This window comes from Clostridioides sp. ZZV14-6153 (assembly GCF_020657855.1).
In the GTDB taxonomy this organism is placed as follows: Bacteria; Bacillota; Clostridia; order Peptostreptococcales; family Peptostreptococcaceae; genus Clostridioides.
In genome coordinates this window covers 543,879-562,938 of record NZ_JAGWCZ010000002.1, presented here as the reverse complement: position 1 = coordinate 562,938, position 19,060 = coordinate 543,879, and the positions used below count along the sequence as shown (strand labels likewise).

At 27.5% G+C, this 19,060-nt stretch carries 14 protein-coding genes; 2 read left to right on the top strand and 12 right to left on the bottom strand.

Features of this window, described 5'->3' with window-relative positions; translation table 11 throughout:
• Window positions 1-91: 91 nt before the first annotated feature.
• The 10 genes from KGF46_RS05240 to aroD all read right to left on the bottom strand — a co-directional run bounded on the left by KGF46_RS05240 (window position 92) and on the right by aroD (window position 13,025).
• Window positions 92-874, bottom strand: coding sequence for an alpha/beta hydrolase (locus tag KGF46_RS05240; RefSeq protein ID WP_227856405.1), 783 nt, complete (start codon window positions 872-874; stop codon window positions 92-94).
• Window positions 875-972: 98 nt separating this feature from the next.
• Window positions 973-2,139 (bottom strand): AI-2E family transporter, encoded by a 1,167-nt coding sequence (locus KGF46_RS05235; protein WP_227828831.1) that lies wholly within the window; start codon window positions 2,137-2,139, stop codon window positions 973-975.
• A gap of 146 nt (window positions 2,140-2,285) precedes the next feature.
• On the bottom strand, window positions 2,286-3,650 hold the full coding sequence (locus tag KGF46_RS05230) for an aldehyde dehydrogenase (protein ID WP_227828832.1): 1,365 nt from the start codon (window positions 3,648-3,650) through the stop codon (window positions 2,286-2,288).
• A gap of 209 nt (window positions 3,651-3,859) precedes the next feature.
• The gene (locus KGF46_RS05225) at window positions 3,860-4,399 is read right to left on the bottom strand and encodes a flavodoxin domain-containing protein (RefSeq protein ID WP_227842339.1); all 540 of its coding nucleotides are present in this window, start codon (window positions 4,397-4,399) and stop codon (window positions 3,860-3,862) included.
• A 232-nt stretch (window positions 4,400-4,631) separates the two neighbouring features.
• Window positions 4,632-5,903: an HflX GTPase family protein gene (gene hflX, locus KGF46_RS05220; protein WP_413840276.1), complete on the bottom strand. Its 1,272-nt coding sequence runs from the start codon at window positions 5,901-5,903 to the stop codon at window positions 4,632-4,634.
• A gap of 652 nt (window positions 5,904-6,555) precedes the next feature.
• Window positions 6,556-8,388: an ABC transporter ATP-binding protein gene (locus KGF46_RS05215; protein ID WP_227434881.1), complete on the bottom strand. Its 1,833-nt coding sequence runs from the start codon at window positions 8,386-8,388 to the stop codon at window positions 6,556-6,558.
• On the bottom strand, window positions 8,381-10,627 hold the full coding sequence (locus KGF46_RS05210; RefSeq protein WP_227861835.1) for an ABC transporter ATP-binding protein: 2,247 nt from the start codon (window positions 10,625-10,627) through the stop codon (window positions 8,381-8,383). Before KGF46_RS05210 ends, KGF46_RS05215 begins: the two co-directional genes overlap by 8 nt.
• Window positions 10,628-10,694: 67 nt before the next feature.
• The gene (locus KGF46_RS05205; protein ID WP_227841331.1) at window positions 10,695-11,156 is read right to left on the bottom strand and encodes a MarR family winged helix-turn-helix transcriptional regulator; all 462 of its coding nucleotides are present in this window, start codon (window positions 11,154-11,156) and stop codon (window positions 10,695-10,697) included.
• Between the two features lie 309 nt (window positions 11,157-11,465).
• Window positions 11,466-12,032, bottom strand: a complete 567-nt coding sequence (locus KGF46_RS05200) for a beta-class carbonic anhydrase (protein WP_227828837.1) — start codon at window positions 12,030-12,032, stop codon at window positions 11,466-11,468.
• Between the two features lie 225 nt (window positions 12,033-12,257).
• Window positions 12,258-13,025: a type I 3-dehydroquinate dehydratase gene (gene aroD / locus KGF46_RS05195; protein WP_227856407.1), complete on the bottom strand. Its 768-nt coding sequence runs from the start codon at window positions 13,023-13,025 to the stop codon at window positions 12,258-12,260.
• A gap of 496 nt (window positions 13,026-13,521) precedes the next feature.
• Between aroD and KGF46_RS05190 the strand changes: the two genes are divergently transcribed.
• Window positions 13,522-14,430, top strand: coding sequence for a LysR family transcriptional regulator (locus KGF46_RS05190; protein WP_227828839.1), 909 nt, complete (start codon window positions 13,522-13,524; stop codon window positions 14,428-14,430).
• A 78-nt stretch (window positions 14,431-14,508) separates the two neighbouring features.
• Here the strand turns inward: KGF46_RS05190 and eis are convergent, their stop codons facing one another.
• Complete coding sequence (eis, locus tag KGF46_RS05185; RefSeq protein ID WP_227828840.1) at window positions 14,509-15,720, bottom strand: enhanced intracellular survival protein Eis; 1,212 nt, start codon at window positions 15,718-15,720, stop codon at window positions 14,509-14,511.
• Window positions 15,721-16,132: 412 nt separating this feature from the next.
• On the opposite strand from eis, the gene KGF46_RS05180 reads away from it, so the two are divergent.
• Entirely contained in the window at window positions 16,133-16,765 is a 633-nt protein-coding gene (locus KGF46_RS05180; RefSeq protein WP_227842331.1) for a CatB-related O-acetyltransferase, read from the top strand.
• A gap of 225 nt (window positions 16,766-16,990) precedes the next feature.
• Here the strand turns inward: KGF46_RS05180 and KGF46_RS05175 are convergent, their stop codons facing one another.
• On the bottom strand, window positions 16,991-18,991 hold the full coding sequence (locus KGF46_RS05175) for an FAD-dependent oxidoreductase (RefSeq protein ID WP_227850072.1): 2,001 nt from the start codon (window positions 18,989-18,991) through the stop codon (window positions 16,991-16,993).
• Window positions 18,992-19,060: the final 69 nt, after the last annotated feature.

Below are 19,060 nucleotides of genomic sequence, written 5' to 3'. Positions count from 1 at the left end.
AATTTTGAAATCATAATTGCATTTTAATATTTCAGTCTTTATTACGTTTAAAAATATTTTATAGTGTTTTGCCCTAATGACAATAAAGTACTTATCCAATTACATCTATAAATTTTTTTATCCACAAATCCCATAGACGCCATTCATGACCACCAACACACTCTTCATATACAATATCAACATCTAAAGATTCTGCATATTTTTTAAAGGTTTGGTTATTCTTATATAAAAAATCCCTATCACCACAAAATTGATAAATTTTGGGAATATCTTTATTACTCTCTTTAAGATTCTTAAGTATGTAAAGTAAATCATTCTCACTATTTCTAGCATCTTTTGGTTTTCCAAAGTCATGGAATAGAATATCAGCATTTGTTTCTATTTGCTGATTTTCCAACTCGTGAATCATATCAGGTGAACCAGAAAAACTTGCTACAGCTGAAAATTCATTTGGTTTTGAAAGTGCTAATTTTAAAGCCCCATATCCTCCCATAGACATCCCAGCTACAAAATTATCTTCTCTCTTATCTGATAAAGGAAATATAGCTCTAACAAATTTAGGTAGCTCTTCACTTACAAAGGTGAAATATTTATGTCCATACACCATATCTGTGTAAAAACTAGTTTCTACTCTTGGTATTACTAAAGCTATATTTTTACTTTTGGCATAATGTTCTACATTAGTGTATCTAATCCATGAACTTTGGTCATCTTCCAGCCCATGAAATAAGTACAAAGTTTTAAACTTACCTTCAAAATCATATATTTCTTTACCAGTAAAAAGTTCTTTTCCATTTGCTACAGGTAAAACTACGATTATATCAGTTTCTCCTCCTGTATATTTTGATTTAAATTTACATTCTATAAATGCCACAAAAAACACCTCTTCTATAATGAATTTATTATCTAAAAAGCACCAAGATTTTAGCTGTCTCAGTGCTTTAAATATTTTATTAATTTATATATTTTCAACTACATATAATCAGAAGTATCTGTTGGTAACCCCTTTTTATCTAATTTACCCTCAATAACATCTTTAATTATAGAATAAATTACTGCAAATAGAGGAACTCCTATTACCATTCCAACAAAGCCTAATAATTTACCTGCAACCAACAATGAGAATAAAATCCAAAATGCAGATATCCCAATTGAGTCTCCAAGTATTTTAGGTCCTATAATATTTCCATCTATTTGTTGTATTATTAATATAATTAACAATAACCATAGTGCTTGTATTGGAGAAACAAACATTACTATTATTGTAGATGGTATTGCTCCAAACAGTGGTCCAAAGAATGGAATAATATTTGTAATACCAATTATTACTGATATTAATAATGCATATGGCATTTTTACTACTGTAAGTATTACAAATGTCAAAATACCTATAATAAATGAATCTAATATCTTACCACCTAAAAATCTACCAAATGTATAGTTACTTCTGTGAGTTAATTCTAGAATTTTAGCAGCTTGTGTTTCTGTAAAAAGTGCATAAGTTATTTTTTTACTTAATCCATAGAATTTTTCTTTATCAATTAGTAAATATACTGAAACAATCAATCCTAGTACAATATTCCATATGCTAGAAGCTATATTCTTCAACATGTTTCCTAATATTGGTATTAAGTCTGTTACAAATTTTATAATGTATGTGACAAATTCATTCCATTTATCTACTGCTAAATTAAAGTATTGTTCATCAAGATTTAAATCAGTCATTAATTTATCAAGAAGCTTAGTTGCGTTGTTTACATACATAGGTATATCATTTGCTAATCCAACAATACTCTCAATTACTTGAGGTAATACGAATTGCATAAATAAGTAGAGTATCAATGCAGCTGTTGCATATGTTAATAAAAGGCCCAATCCTCTTTTTGATTTTTGTTTTAGTTTTTTTAATTTTTCACTTTTGATAAAAAGCCTTTCTTCATAAAATTTCAGAATAAAATTCAGAAGATATGCAATAGCAAACCCTATTATAAATGGCTGTAATGTTGTAAACATAATATCTAAATTGTTAGAGAATACATCAATTTGTGATGATACAAGATAGAATATAATACTACAAGCAGCTATTATAAACGTATAAATTGCTATTGTCGTGTACTTTGTATTCCAATTAATTTTCATTTGTTCCTCCTTATTTCTATATAATTAAATTTTATCACAAAATTACTACTTTTATAACAAATATGCCAAATTAAAATTTTTAATTTGATAAAATATAATCAAAATATATATTTTTAATTTGATTTGTATTTTTTCTACAATATAGTTTACATCATTTTTTTAAGAATTTTAATTAATTTATCATTATATGGTGCATATCTAATAGGAATATCTAAATTTAATTTTTTTAATACACTTTTATAATGAGTAAATGTATCAAATCCTGCTTTACCATGATATGAGCCCATACCACTTTCACCAACACCCCCAAATGGTAAGTAATTAGTAGCTATATGGATAACTGTATCATTTACACAACATCCTCCTGCTGGAATCATTTCTAAAACTTTATTTTCCAGATACTTATTTTTTGTAAATATATAAAGAGCTAGTGGATTTGGTCTTTGTATAACTTCTTGTATAGCTTCTTCTAAGTTTTTATATGTCAAAACAGGAAATACTGGTCCAAATATTTCCTCCTTCATTATATCATCATCCCAACTAACATCACCTATTATAGTTGGGTCTATTTTTAATGTATGGTTATTATAATTACCACCATATACTACCTTTTCCATATCAATAAGGGATATTATACGTTTAAAATGTTTTTCATTTATGATTTTAGGAAATTGTTCATTATCACATGGATTCTCTCCAAAATACTGTTCAATATAATATTTTATTTTCTCTATTAACTCATCTTTTTTATTCTCATGTACTAAAATATAATCTGGAGCTACACAAGTTTGTCCTGCATTTATTAGTTTTCCCCATGTCAATCTTTTTGCAGTAAGATTTATATCTGCATCTTCTAATATAATACAAGGGCTTTTTCCTCCTAGCTCTAAAGTTATAGGAGTTAAATGCTTTGATGCTGCTTTCATAACTACTTTACCTACAGCAGTACTTCCTGTAAAAAATATATAATCGAATTTTTCTAAAAGTACTTTTTCGCTTTCTTCTTGGTCACCTTGAACTACTGCAATATATTCTTTTGAAAATATACTTTCAAGTATATCTTTAATTATATGTGAAGTTGATACAGAGTACTCAGAAAGTTTTATTATTGCACAATTTCCTGCTGCTAATGACCAAACTAATGGTATAAGAGCTAATTGAAATGGATAATTCCAAGGTGACATTATAAGTGTGACACCATAAGGTTGAGGAATAATCTTAGATATAGATGGAAAATTGACCATACTTGAACGAACTCTTTTCGTTTTGCTCCATTTTTTTATATTTTTTATAGCAAAATTCAACTCACTATATAAAATACCTACTTCTGTCATAAATCCTTCAAAATTTGATTTATTTAAATCCTGTTTTAATGCCACAAGTATTTTATCTTCATTTTGTAATATAGCTGACTTTAGCCTTTTTAACTGTTCTAAACGAAATGATACATCTCTTGTTTTACCTGTATTATAGTATTCCCTTTGCATCATTACTAGCTTATTTATATCCACTATTTAAAACCCCCTCTTTAAGAATTTAGACTACTCTATTTTTAAAACAAATTGTTTAAATTTCTATTAATATCATTTTTATACAATAATAAATTCTTATCAATATAACATAAATTTACAAATAAAAAAAGCCCCCCCTTTTAGATACAGGAGAACTAATAAAGAAATTGTATTTTTAAGAATTAACTACTCTATAAACTACAATATAGTTATAAATTTGTGTTTTGAAGTTTATCCACATAATCAAGTATTGGATTTAGATACTTTTTATCACACCAATCAAAATCTTCTCCCAATAATAAAGGAGCTTCTATTGGATTAAAACCCTGATGTTGTTTTTTAGCTATTGACTTTTTAAGAAAACTACAAAGAGTAGTATCAAGCCATGACATTTTTGTTTCATCCCATTCACCACGACAATAAAAACAAGGAATATTATTCAACTTATCCTTAAAATTAACTTCTTTCAATTTTCTTATCACTGAATCATCATATGGAGATGCTCCTACACCAAAAACAATTAGATTTTTACCTGCTAATTTCTCATAATGCTTTTTAAAAAAAGAAATTCCTGCTATATTGCAAGCATAAAGACCTCCTCCTAAAATAATTGTATTGTAATCTATAATCTTTTCTAGATTAATATCCTTAATTTCAAAAATATCACAAGCTAATGATTCTGAAAGCCATTTAGCATATTTTTTTGTTGAACCATACTTACTTTTATAAATTATCACTGTATTTTTCATGTCAATTATCTCCTTAATATTGATAGTAGCTATAATCAGTAACTAGTTACCTTATATTATATTAATTAATTACTTTTATGTCAATAATCTTATTTTTTATTATATATAATAAAGCGGTATAGCTTAGATAGCTATACCGCTTTATACAAATTATAATTTATAATAATTTTACAACTTAACTCTAAATTAACTGCTTTAAGTAAATTCTAGATTACAATACCTTTTACAAAGTTTATTCTAAAACATACTTTTTATACTTGTTATATTCTATATTACTACATTCTACATCTAAAAGAGTTCCCTCTTCCATATATTCTGTATTTATGACACTTGTATTATTATTAAAATAAGAAGCTACATGCCCTTCACTGTACGGAATCAAAAGCTTACATCTTACATAATCTTTAAATATACTATCACAAATACATTTTATCATTTTGTCTATATTTATATTTTTTTTGGCTGAAACAAATATCCCTTCCTTGCCTATATCATCTACAATATCATTTAATAATTCTTCCTGAACTAAATCAATTTTATTGTAAACATTTATTATAGGGATATCATTTGCACCAATTTGCTTTAAAGTATCTTCTGTTACTTTAATATGATTTTTATAGCTTGGATTTGAAACATCAATAACATGTAATAACACATCTGCTTCGCATGCTTCTTCTAATGTTGACCTAAATGCTTTTACTAAATCATGTGGTAGATTACTTACAAATCCAACTGTATCAGACAATAAAAATTCTTTATTATCTGGAAGAACTATGTTTCTAATAGAAGTTTCTAATGTCGCAAATAGCATGTTTTTTTCAAATACTTTCTTTTCTTCAGAGTTTTTAAATATATCAACTAATTCATTCATTATTGAAGATTTTCCAGCATTTGTATATCCAACTAAAGCTACATTTGGAAGATTCGATTTTTTTCTCATATTTCTTTGAGTTTCTCGTTGGAATTTTAAATCATCTAATTCCCTGTTTAGAGAAGTTATCTTTTCTTCTATTCTTCTACGATCAAGCTCTAATTTCTTTTCACCAGAACCTCTATTTTTAGTACCTACTCCACCACTTTGACGCCCTAAATTTTCATTTGAGCCTATAAGTCTTGGTAACATATATCTTAAGCTTGCTACTTCCACTTGAAGCTTGGCTTCTCTAGTTTTTGCCCTTTGTGCAAATATATCAAGTATTAATGCTGTTCTATCTATAATTTCACAGTTAAATTTTTCTTCAAGGTTTTTAAGCTGTGATGTAGAAAGCTCATTATAAAATACAACTATATCCGCTTTTTCTTGCTCTATTAAATTTAATAATTCTTCAACTTTACCTGTACCAATATAATATGCTCTATTAACCTGCTTTGCATTTTGAGTTATACTTCCTACAACATCAATATTACATGCTAAACATAAGTTTTCAAGCTCAATCACTAGTTCATTAAAATCCTCAGATTTATTATTTATATTTAGTCCTACTATTATTCCTTTTTTTGCCATATCCATATTCTCCTTATATACTATTTTTTATTTAATATATAGCACGAGATTATGGCTCTATAATTAAATTCGTTAAGAATTTGCTTGTTTAATTTTATCCTTAAATTATACTTCTAATTTAATATTATAATAACCATAATCGTGCGTTATTTTCTTAATCTTATATAAAAAATCACTTTAAAACACCTCTCCTCAATTATATTATGTAGTTTTTTGAATAAAAAAACTCCTTATAAATCTAAGTAATACAAAACAAGCTACTTACATTATAAGAAGGATTAAAATTCTAAATATATATTAAAAATATGCCAATCTAGTTGACTAATATGTGATTATTATATTATATTTAACCCAATTCTTAAATTTAAGTAGTTTTTTACACAACTAATAAAAGTAACTAAAATACACAACTTTACATAATTGTTAACTATTAAAATTAAATTTTATTATTAATAAAATTTAAAGAATACGATTAAATATACATTTTGATAATCACCTCCAACATTTTCCTTACTATATATTATAACAAAATACATACTTTGTAAATACATAAAAAATAGATAAGATTATATCTTACAAAATATAATCTTATCTACCTAGTTTATTCTATATTTATCTCATAACGATACTAATATTTTAAAGTAAATTCTTACTACATTGCTTCGTCTTCTTCAAATTGAGAATTGTAAAGATTAGCATAGAATCCACCTTTCTTTAGAAGTTCCTCATGGTTTCCTTGTTCAACTATATCTCCTTCATTCATAACAAGAATCATATCAGCATCACGTATAGTTGATAATCTATGTGCTATAACAAAGCTTGTTCTACCTTCCATAAGATTATCCATAGCTTTTTGAATTAATACTTCTGTTCTAGTATCAACAGAACTTGTAGCTTCATCCAATATTAAGATTTTAGGGTCTGCTAAAATGGCACGAGCTATAGTCAATAATTGTTTTTGACCTTGAGAAACATTACTTGCTTCTTCATTTAATTTCATGTTGTATCCATCTGGCAATGTTTTGATAAATCTATGAACATGTGCAGATTTAGCTGCTTCTATAACTTCTTCATCTGTAGCATTTAGTTTACCATATCTTATGTTTTCCATAATCGAGCCACTAAATAACCATGTATCTTGAAGAACCATACCAAACATTTCTCTAAGCTCACTACGATTGAAATCTTTAATATTATGACCATCAATTAGTATTGAACCACTATTAACATCATAAAATCTCATTAAAAGCTTAACTATAGTAGTTTTACCTGCTCCTGTAGGTCCAACAATAGCAACTTTTTGACCAGGTTTAACATTTACTGAGAAATCATTTATTATAGTCTTATTTGAATTATATCCAAAATTGACATTTTCAAAATCAATCTTACCTTCTAAACCATCTATTGAAACTGCATTTTCAACAACTTGGTCTTCTTCTTCCTCTTCTAAAAACTCAAATACTCTTTCAGAAGCTGCTGCTGTTGACTGTAGTAAGTTAGCAACCTGTGCAATCTGAGTCATTGGTTGTGTAAAGTTTCTTACATATTGTATAAATGACTGTATATCTCCAACCTCAATTGTCTTCTTGATTGCAAGCCAACCTCCTAAGATTGATACCATTACATACCCTAAGTTTCCAATAAACATCATAAGTGGTTGCATTATCCCTGACAAAAATTGAGATTTCCATGCTGAATTATACAAACTATCATTTAATTTATCAAATTCATTAATTGCTTCTTCTTCACGATTAAATGCTTTTACTATTGTTTGACCACTATAAGTTTCCTCAACTTGCCCATTTACATTCCCTAAATATTCTTGTTGAGATCTAAAGTATTTTTGTGATTTCTTTACTATTCTTGAAATTACAAACATTGATATTGGTAATATTAAAATTGCCACTAATGTCATAATACCACTTATAGATAGCATCATTATCAAAACACCTATCATAGTTGTTACTGATGTTATAAGTTGTGTCATACTTTGATTTAAACTTTGATTTAGAGTATCTATATCATTTGTAATTCTTGATAGTATTTCACCATGTGTTTTAGTGTCAAAATACTTCATTGGCAATCTATCTAGTTTTACTGAAATCTCTTGTCTTAAATTATAGGATACTTTTTGAGAAATTCCACTCATTATGAATCCTTGTATAAAAGAGAATAGTGCACTTACCAAGTAAAGGCAAAGTAATAATGCTAAAATTTTTCCAATTGCATCAAAATCTATACCTACATTGCCTCCAGAAACTTTGCTCACTAATCCTTCAAATATCTTTGTAGTTGCCTTACCTAAAATTTTTGGACCTACTATAGAAAACGATGCACTACCAATAGCAAATACAATTACCAAAATTATTGATATTTTAAATTTAGATAAGTATGCAATTAGTTTTCGCATGGTCCCTTTAAAGTCATTTGCTTTTTGTCCTGCTCCTATAGATTTTCCCATAGGACCTTTTCCCATTCTACTCATTAGCTAGCTCCTCCTTTGAAAGTTGTGATAAAGCTATTTGCTCATAAACTTCGCAATTTTTTAGAAGCTCTTTATGTGTTCCTATTCCAACTATTTTTCCTTCATTTAAAACAACTATTTGTTCTGCATGCAAGATGGTACTAATTCTTTGTGCAACTATTAATACTGTACTCTCAGCAGTTTGTGATTTTAAAGCTTTACGAAGAGCTGCATCAGTTTTTAAGTCAAGAGCCGAAAAACTATCATCAAATATATAAACTTCTGGATTTTTTGCTATTGCTCTTGCAATAGAAAGTCTTTGTTTTTGACCTCCAGAGACATTTGTTCCACCTTGAGAAATTTCAGTTTTAAAAGCTTCTGGTTTAGAATCAATGAATTCTGTAGCTTGAGCTATTTCAGCTGCAGCTCTCATTTCTTCATTTGTTGCGTCTTTTCTACCATATTTCAAGTTGGATTCTATAGTACCAGAGAACAATACTCCTTTTTGAGGTACATATCCAATTTTTTCTCTTAAATCATGTTGAGAAACATTTTTTATATTAACTCCACCAAATAATATTTCCCCCTCAGTAACATCAAAGAAACGAGGAATTAAATTTATAAGAGTAGACTTCCCACTACCAGTGCTTCCTATAAATGCAGTTGTTTCTCCTGGTTTTGCTGTAAAGGATATATCTGTCAATATAGCTTCTTCTGCATCTGGATACATGAATGAAACATTTTTGAATTCAACAAGACCTTTTTTATCTTCTTTAAATTCTTGTACTTTTGATTTTTCTGGGTCTTTGATACTTATATCTGATACCAATACTTCATCTATACGTGTAGCTGAAACAGACGCTCTTGGAAGCATAATAGATATCATTGATATCATCAAGAATGACATTATTATCTGCATTGTGTATTGTATAAATGCCATCATATCTCCAACTTGCATTGCTCCAGAATCAACACTATATGCACCTCTCCAAACTATAAGAACTGTAATAAGGTTCATTATAAGCATCATAGCAGGCATCATACATGTCATAACTCTATTTACAAAAAGATTTGTTTTAGTTAAATTTTTATTTGCTTCATCAAATCTTTTTTCTTCATGTTTTTCAGTACTAAAAGCTCTGATAACTGGAATACCTGTAATTATCTCACGGCTTACTAAGTTTAACTTATCAACAAGCTTTTGAACCAATTTAAACTTAGGCATAACAACTGAGAATAATACAATTATTAAAGATAAAATAGCTACTACTGCAACTGCTATAATCCAAGCCATTGAAGTATTAGTATTTAAAACTTTTATTATTCCTCCTATAGCCATTATTGGAGCATAAAAAACTATTCTAAGTAGCATAACCATCAACATTTGTATCTGTTGAATATCATTTGTACTACGAGTGATTAGTGATGCTGTAGAAAACTCATTCATTTCACTATTTGAAAATGACATAACTTTTCTAAAAACTCCACTTCTTAAATTTCTTCCTACACTTGCTGCTACTCTTGCTGCTAAAAATCCAACTGTAATTGTAGCTACCATACTAATCATAGCTATACCAAGCATTTTTGCACCAGTAAGTAAGATATAATTATTTTGCATATTTTCTGTATCAATACCTATTTTTTCATATTCTGCTTTTACATATGATACTGAACTTTGTGTTATCATACTTTCTGGCATACTTTCAAAGCTTTTGCTCATCTCTTTAGTTAATTTGTCTAGTTGTTCTATTGGCATCATTGATAACACTTTAAATATATCAACTTCTCCACCTTGAGTCCCTTGTGTAGGAAGTTGACTCATTATCTGAGATTTCATTGCTTTTACTTCTTTACTATCTCCTTCAAGACCTGATACAATTAAAATAGATTTACCAAAAATACTATTTAACTCATCTATAGTATCTTTGTCTTTAGTATTTAACTCATAAAGAGATTCGTCTTTTAAATTTGGATACTTATCTTTATACTTGCTGTAATCTTCCTTATTCAGTAAAGTGTAATTATCTAATACTTTATCCTTATTATCTTTATCCATAAATAAAGTAATCTTATCTAGTTCACTTTTTCTAATTATAGATGGAACAGAGTTTTCTACTCCACCTTGCTGTATACCTATATTTACTATATTAGATGTATATTTTGGTAAAGAAAGGTCACATACTGCTTGAACCACCAATAAGCATACTATTACTACTATTGATAAGGCTGACTTCTTTAAATATTTAATTAATTTAAACATACACTTCTTCCCCTCTGTAATATTAATTAGTCTAATAGCATTAAATTGAAAAACATTGTTTTAAACCTTAAAAATATTTTTCATGCTCATGTTTATGACATCCTGCTTTCAAATTGTCTCTAACTTGCATTAGGAGTCTTCTAAGTACTATCTTTTCTTCTTCACTAAACCCTAAGAAGAATTCTCTTTCTAATTCTTTGTTAAATTCCTCTACTTTGTTACATACTTCTAGACCTTTATCTGTTAAAAAAATCCTAGAAATTCTTTGGTCCTTTTCATCTTGTTTTCTTTCTACAAGCCCAGCTTTTTCCATTCTCTTTACCATAACTGTAGTTGTAGATGCTTTTACTTTTCTTTTATCTGCTAATTCTTTTTGACTTTGGCCATTTTTCATCTTAAGAGAAAATAGTATTTGTGGCTGACCATGGTACAAACCTAATTTATCAAAATAAAAATGAGTTCTTATAAAATATATTCGCATCAATTGCAAAAAAACATCATTTAATTTTTCTTCAGAATTACTATTCATACTTACCCTCCTTATTTTTATATTACTTAGTCGGCTAATGATTATTTTACTATAACATATGCATTTTTTCAATATATTTATAAAAAATTCATATAAATTTCATTTATTAAATATTTTTTTATTAATTGATTATGATTTTAATAAATAATAGTAAGTTTTTTAATTAGCTAACTACTTATATTTTTCATTAAAAACCTTAAGATAAACCTTTTCATAAATTTATCAATAAAAAAAGTTGTCTCAAAATAAAATAAATTTTGAAACAACTTCTTATTTAATAATATATTACTTATATATTATAACAGTATATTATTTATCCTCATATCCATTTACAACAACATCTATTTTTCCAGTTTCTGGTGATATAATCAAACCATGCACAATAATTCCTTCTGGAATTAAAGGATGATTTTTTATTAAATTAATACTATCTTTTACAGAATCTTCTGCTGAATCAAATCCATGTAACCATTGTTTTGTATCAATTCCGGCACTACGAAGTGTAAGTATTACGTCATTTGATATTCCTCTATCTAAGATTTTATTTAGTAATTTATCCGTATCCACATTGCACATACCACATCCATGGTGTCCTACAACCATAACTTCATCCACATCAAATTCATAAATTGCAACTAAAATACTTCTCATAATACTTCCAAATGGATGCATTATAGTAGCACCTGCATTTTTTATTAGTTTAACATCTCCATTTTTAAGATTCATAGCTTTAGGTAAAAGTTCAGTTAATCTTGTATCCATACAAGATAAGACTACTATTTTTTTATTTGGATGTTTTGATGTTGCATACTGTTCATATTCTTTATTTTCCACAAATGATTTATTATACTCTAATATCTCTTCAAGTTTTCGCATATGTAATCTCACTCTCTATAAAAATTTTTTATATTATTATATCACTATTGGACTACAATATATACATATATAATTTAATTTATATTTATCAATTATTTTTATAAAATTATTATTTTTCCATAATTTCACATATTAGTTATATTAATAATATTACCTACTAAATCTACAAAATCATATTTTATAGTACATCATAAACCTTCATCATATATAATCAATACTTTTAAATTAATTAATACTTTTATGTAATATGTATAGTATTGAATTTAGTTCTTCAACTGATATTTGCCCTGGTGCAGAAACCTTTTTAGCTGCTCCAAAAGTCAATGAAGAGCCAAATATTTCTCCACACAAACGACTTATAACTCCCATTCCTGCCATAGACATAGTTATTATTGGTCTATCTGCATAAACTTGAACCATTTCATTTGTAGCTGTAAGCAACACTAGAACATCTCTTTCATTTTGTGGCATAACAGCTATTTTAGGTAAGTCTGCTCCTAGTTTTTGCATTTTGCATAAACGACATATAATTTCTTCTTTTTTGGGAGTTTTATTAAAATCATGATTTGACATGACTACTTTTACTTCTTTTTTATGAGCAAACTCGACTATTTCATTTACAATTTCATCTCCCATAAATAGCTCTACATCTATTAAGTCTATTAATCCTGTATTAGAAATTTCCTTATTTAAAATAGTATAATAATCTTTTGATATTAATTTTTTTCCACCTTCTTTTATACTTCTAAATGTAAATAATAGAGGTATATCTGGCATATATTTTCTTAATTCGTTAAGAACCTCTTTAACTTGTTGAATATTTTCTACATTCTTAAAGAAATCAACACGCCATTCTACAACATCCAAACAAATTCCCTTTAAGTCATTAACTTCTTCAATAATTTCTTCTTTAGTTTTTCCAACTATTGGTACACAGATTTTAGGTATACCTTCTCCTATTCTAATATTTTTTACTTGTACTATATTTTTCATATTTCTCCTCCACAAATATAGAAGTTTTATCAGATTTTATATTCATTTTATTTCACAGTATTATTATATCGTAAAAATACTATAAGTCATAACAATACTAATTCTACAGTAATATTTCATTTTATCCTTAAAGTAACAATTCTTATAGTATGTAAATCATTTAATCACATGTATTTTTGCTATATCTATATTTTAAAAGTTTGTATTACTCAACTTATAGTAATTTCAAATCCATTAATATATTTAAATTTTTAAGTGTTTAAAAAATTCAGTACTATATATTTTTTTATAATCTATATAACCATAAAGGTTAAATATACTTACATTTAATTTTTTTACACTCTTTCTTGTAATTTCATTATATTATTTAAGTATTATTAATATAATGCATATTATTCTTAATATTAATAGAATTAATCTATGAATTATGGTATAATATGGTATAATTATGTAGAAATAACTCGAATTTCATTACTTATGAAGGGATTGAATATCAATGAACCTAAATCATTTGCATTACTTTAGAGTTTTAGCCAAAGTTGAACACTATACAAAAGCAGCTACACAATTGTCTATAACTCAACCAAGCTTAAGTCATGCTATATCTGCTCTTGAAAAAGAGCTGGGAACCTTTTTATTTGAAAAACAAGGTAGAAATGTTCGTTTGACTAAATATGGTAAGTTTTTTTTAACTTATGTTGATAAAGCATTGGGTGAATTAGAAAGAGGAGAAAAAAAGCTTAGAGAATATACCAGTATATCAAAAGGTGTTATAGACTTAGGATTTATTTATACATTGGGAGCTTACTTCATTCCAGATATACTTGGTAAGTTTTTAGAAAAAGAGTTAAATAAAAATATTTCATTTTCATTTGGCCAAGGTACCACTAAAAAGATTATCCAGGGTTTAAAAGATGAAAAGTTTGATTTAGCATTTTGCTCTTTTGTTCCAAATGAACCCAACATAGATTTTACATCTATACTTCAGGAGGAATTGGTTGTAATAGTACCATATAGCCACCCTCTGGCCTCAAATGATAGTGTAGACTTAAAAGATACAAAGGATTACCCTTTTATATTCTTTAGTGAAGATAGTGGAGTTAGACCAATTATTGATAATCTCTTTGAAAAAGTTGATGTAAAGCCACAAATTATATGTGAAACAGAAGAAGATACAGCTGTTGCAGGTTTAGTTTCTATTAACTACGGTATAGCAGTCGTTCCCAATATTTTTGCTCTTAAATATTTTAATGTAAAGGTTTTATCAATAACAAATCCTATACATGAAAGATACATATATTTAGCTACAATGAAAAATAAATATTTAACTCCTGCTGTTAATAGTTTTAAAAACTTTATTATTAATTATAGTAAAAACAATAATCTAATTGATAAAATGGAATAAAAATACGTTAAAAAGGGATTGTTTCAAAGTAAATACTCTGTACAATCCCAGATATATTTTAAAACTTATTAAAGTTTATTAGAAATAATCTGAGAAATATGGATTTTCACGTTCAATAAGATTTTCTAATAAATCTGCTACTTCTTTATCACAAATAATTCTTTTTATTCTATGAAGATAAGTTGGTCTTTTGTAACTAAGCAACATAGTTGTAAGTGTTTGTATGTCAAGTTTCAAGTCATACTTATCACCACCATCAATTAACATACCTTTACCCTCTTTAGAAACATTTAATGTAAACACTCCTGTATTCCAATCTAATAAAGGGTCTTCTAATTGAAAGACTAACTTTACTTCATTTTCCTGTTCTTTAAATGGATACTGGTTTATAAATTGTTCTATATCAACAATTCTACCCATAAAGTATGGTTTTATATTTTCTTCTATATCTCCATCTTCAAGTAAAAATGCCAATGGTTCATCTGTATATGTATTCCCAACCACTTTATTTATCATTGAAAAGTGAGCACTTATAAAATTCCATAATCCTGTACGTGCCTCTTCTTCTACAAATACCATTTCTTTAATATAGAATATTTCATCAGAAATCCAATATAACACATAACCTTGTGCTTCATGGTTTTTATCATAATAAATTGCACATGTTAAGTCATCTAAATCCCAACGCCAGTATTCTTCCCATGCTAACTCACTTCTAATCATAGACGCATGGCTCTTTTTAGAAAAGCGTTCATAAACATTTCTGACATCTTCGTGTTCTATACTTACACGCTCAACTTCTCCTGATACCACTTTAGGTTTTGGTAACTGAGTATCTTTAATTTCAAAAGATATCTTATCTGATATTATTTCCCATCCCTTACGACGATAATATGGAATTGAGTATGGAAATAAATAAGATATAGATTGTTTTCTTTCTCTCATATCTGTTAATGCTTGTCGCATCAATTTATCCATAAGACCTAAATTAGAATATTCTGGATATGTTCCAACACCAGTAAGACCACCCATATCGTATTCTTGACCAAATATATTGATTTTAAATGGATAAACAGCTATTTGAGATACTAATTTATCCTCATCAAACCAACCAAATACATCTGCTTGTCTTAATACAGGTAGTTTAGCAAGGGTTATTTCTCTTTCCTCCCAACCTACTTGTTGTAAATCATGGTTTGTCACTTGAAATACATAACGTAACAATTGATTGAATTGTTGTAAATGCTTAGTTTCTACTTTCTTCATTTCGAGTCTCTCTAGTCGACTCATAATAAAACCTCCTAAAAATAAATACATATAAATACTATCTATTTATATAATATAGATAATAAATTTACATAAATACTACATAAATATTTATATAAGCATAATTCTATCATACCCAATATATTCTAGTCAAATCACTATTGAAAATTAAAGTTTAATTCAATAATAACGTTATTTAACTTAATAAAAAATACTTTCTATTTATTATATCTTAAATACTTGTAATTTTTTATCACTTTGATATAATCAAATAAATAGACAATTATCATAAAATACGACTTAGTTAAAAATATTTTATTGAAAATAAAATAATAAACTATAAATAAGTAATATGTAAGGAGTGATTCTATGAAGAGATGTATTGTAATAATGGGATAGTCAGGAAAATAACATAATATAAAGGAGAGATTTAAACATGACTATTCCAAATTCAGATAAAATATATCCAAGAAGTAACGATTATCAAACTGTATATCTTAAAAATGTGATTACAAGAGACAATATAAAAGTTGGAGATTATACAATATATAACGACTTTTATAATGACCCAAGAGATTTTGAAAAAAATAATGTACTATATCAGTATCCTATAAACAATGACAAATTAATAATCGGAAAATTTTGTTCAATTGCATGTAAAGCAAAGTTTCTAATGACTAGTGGAAACCACACAATGAAATCACTCTCTACTTATACATTTCCAATCTTTTATGAAGACTGGGGTTTAGACATAAATCATATAACAGATGCTTGGGACAATAAGGGTGATATTGTAATTGGAAATGATGTATGGATAGGCTATGATGCTGTAATTATGTCAGGTGTAAAAATTGGTGATGGTGCAATTATTGGAACAGGAGCTGTAGTTACTAATGATGTCCCTCCATATTCTATTGTTGGTGGAATACCTGCAAAAATTATAAAGAAAAGATTTAACGATGATATAATTTCAAAATTATTAAAAATTAAGTGGTGGGATTGGTCATATGAAAAAATCCAATCAAATATTCAACATATTCAATCAGGAGCTATTGATAAATTAGTTTAATATTTTATGACTAATTTATCTTAAAACGAGATTTAAGGGAAATCTTTTTAGGAATTCCCTTAAATCTACTATATTACCAATAGTACTCTTTGATATAGTTAAAATTAAAAATAGTACTAAAGTTATAAAACAAAGATGAATTAACTTTTCTAAGATTACTTTATTTTTATTATTTATTCTCTACAAAAGATTTGACTTTTCTAAAATTGTCTTTTTTATCTATTATCATAGAAGATTTAACTTTTCTAAAGTTGTTATTATATTTCTTCCTTCTCTAACTCCATCTATTATTCTTCTAGCTATTTTACTATCTCCTATATTTATAACTTCCACATTTTTAGCTTCAAAATGTTTCTTTAAATCATTCAAAATTGGATTATTAGATTTCATTCCTAAACATATAAATCCATAATCAAAATCTAGCAATAACTCTTCTTTATCCTTCTTAACTTTAAAATTATCATCCTCAACTTCCAATAATGCTGTATTTGTATAAACATCAACATTATAATCTTTTAACATCTTCATCATTGTAACCTTTGTTATAGGGTCTAAATCTTTTCCTACCACTGGTAACATCTCAACTATAGAAGTTCTAGCCTTATTTTCCGAGAAAAATTCTACAACATCTAATCCAACAGCTCCACCACCCACAACTACTACTTTCTTATTTTCTAAGTCTTTTGTTTGAAAATCTTCTATATCATTAAATAGCCTAAATATTGAACTCACCTTTCCATTTTCTTGGTCTATCCTATCCAACAAACCAGTTATTGGTGGAAGTAATGGTTTTGAACCTGTAGCATTTATAATTATATCGGGTTTTAAATTTTCTATAAATTTAATATCAGCTTTTGTATTTTTAAAAACAATTAAATTTTTTAATTTTTTAACTCTCTGTTTTAAATACTTTGGAAAATCATTTATTCTACTTTTATCTGGAAAAGTTGATATTGTCTCAGCAAGCCCTCCTATATCTGCTTTTTCTTCTAATAAAAATACATTACATCCCACCTCTGCTGCTGTGGCTGCTGCTTCAAGACCAGCCGTTCCTCCACCTACAACAACTACATTTGTTGTCTTATTTACTTTTCTCTGTTTATATTCTTCTCCATTTATTAAGTCTGGATTTACTGTACATCTTATAGGTCTATTTGCTCCAATTCTATTACCTGCACATCCTATATTGCATGAAATACACTTTCTTATTGAATCTTCTTTTCCATTTTGCACTTTTTCAACCCAATTAGGGTCAGCTATAAGCCCTCTTCCCATACCTATAAAATCCGCTTCATTATTTTTAAGTATTTTTGATGCTATTTCTGGGTTTCTTATATTTCCAGTTATTATTGTTGCTTTTCCAAATCTTTTTTTAACTGCTTTAGACATATATGAACGCCAACCATCTTCTAATGTCATTGTATCGATTTGAAATTGTATAGAATCATTTAATGCTGCTGATACATTATATATATCTACTTCTTCATTTAAATATTCAAGAAGCTTTAAGGTATCATTTAAAGTATTTCCTCCTTCTATAAATTCATCAGCACTTACCCTTAAAGATATAGGAAATAATGCTCCCACTTCGTCTCTAACTTTATCAATTACTAGTTTTGCAAATCTCGCTCTGTTTTCAAGACTTCCACCAAATTCATCTGTACGCTTATTGTAAATTGGGGATAAAAATTGACTTATTAGATATGAGTGCCCAGCGTGTATCTCTACGGCGTCAAAACCAGCTATTTGAGCTCTTTTTGCTGCCTTACCATATTTTTTAGCTATATTTAGTATTTCTTCTTTCTTTAATTCTCTGGGTATTGTTCCTCCATTTTTTGAAGGTATATTAGAAGAAGATACTGGAGTTAATCCATTTATTCTCTCTGGCATAGCTGAAGCACCTGAATGATTAATTTGTATAGCTACACATGCACCATGTTTATGTAAATTCTCAGTTAACTTATATAAGGCAGGTATGTATCTGTCATGGTCTATTCTTATTTGTGTAGTTCCATTAGAACCTAAAGGAAAATCTACACAAGCATTTTCTACAATTATAAGTCCAGTTCCACCTTTAGCTCTTTGTTCATAATATTTAATGTGCTCATCTTTAAATTCTCCACTTTCTCCACCAAAGTTTGTTCCCATCGGTGGCATAACTATTCTATTTTTTACATTCATCCTTTTTATAGTTAATGGTTCAAAGATATTTTGATATATTTTCATTTCTATTCCTCCACACGTTTTTATGTTTATAGTTTTTGTAATTTAAATTTATGTCTCTATTATAATGCG

Coding starts and splice junctions, on each gene's coding strand:
- KGF46_RS05190 (WP_227828839.1), top strand. CDS start 13,522: ATGAACCTAAATCATTTGCATTACTTTAGAGTTTTAGCCAAAGTTGAA.
- KGF46_RS05200 (WP_227828837.1), bottom strand. CDS start 12,032: ATGCGAAAACTTGAAGAGATATTAGAGTATAATAAATCATTTGTGGAA.
- KGF46_RS05175 (WP_227850072.1), bottom strand. CDS start 18,991: ATGAAAATATATCAAAATATCTTTGAACCATTAACTATAAAAAGGATG.
- KGF46_RS05225 (WP_227842339.1), bottom strand. CDS start 4,399: ATGAAAAATACAGTGATAATTTATAAAAGTAAGTATGGTTCAACAAAA.
- eis (WP_227828840.1), bottom strand. CDS start 15,720: ATGAGTCGACTAGAGAGACTCGAAATGAAGAAAGTAGAAACTAAGCAT.
- hflX (WP_413840276.1), bottom strand. CDS start 5,903: ATGGCAAAAAAAGGAATAATAGTAGGACTAAATATAAATAATAAATCT.
- KGF46_RS05180 (WP_227842331.1), top strand. CDS start 16,133: ATGACTATTCCAAATTCAGATAAAATATATCCAAGAAGTAACGATTAT.
- aroD (WP_227856407.1), bottom strand. CDS start 13,025: ATGAAAAATATAGTACAAGTAAAAAATATTAGAATAGGAGAAGGTATA.
- KGF46_RS05210 (WP_227861835.1), bottom strand. CDS start 10,627: ATGTTTAAATTAATTAAATATTTAAAGAAGTCAGCCTTATCAATAGTA.
- KGF46_RS05235 (WP_227828831.1), bottom strand. CDS start 2,139: ATGAAAATTAATTGGAATACAAAGTACACGACAATAGCAATTTATACG.
- KGF46_RS05215 (WP_227434881.1), bottom strand. CDS start 8,388: ATGAGTAGAATGGGAAAAGGTCCTATGGGAAAATCTATAGGAGCAGGA.
- KGF46_RS05205 (WP_227841331.1), bottom strand. CDS start 11,156: ATGAATAGTAATTCTGAAGAAAAATTAAATGATGTTTTTTTGCAATTG.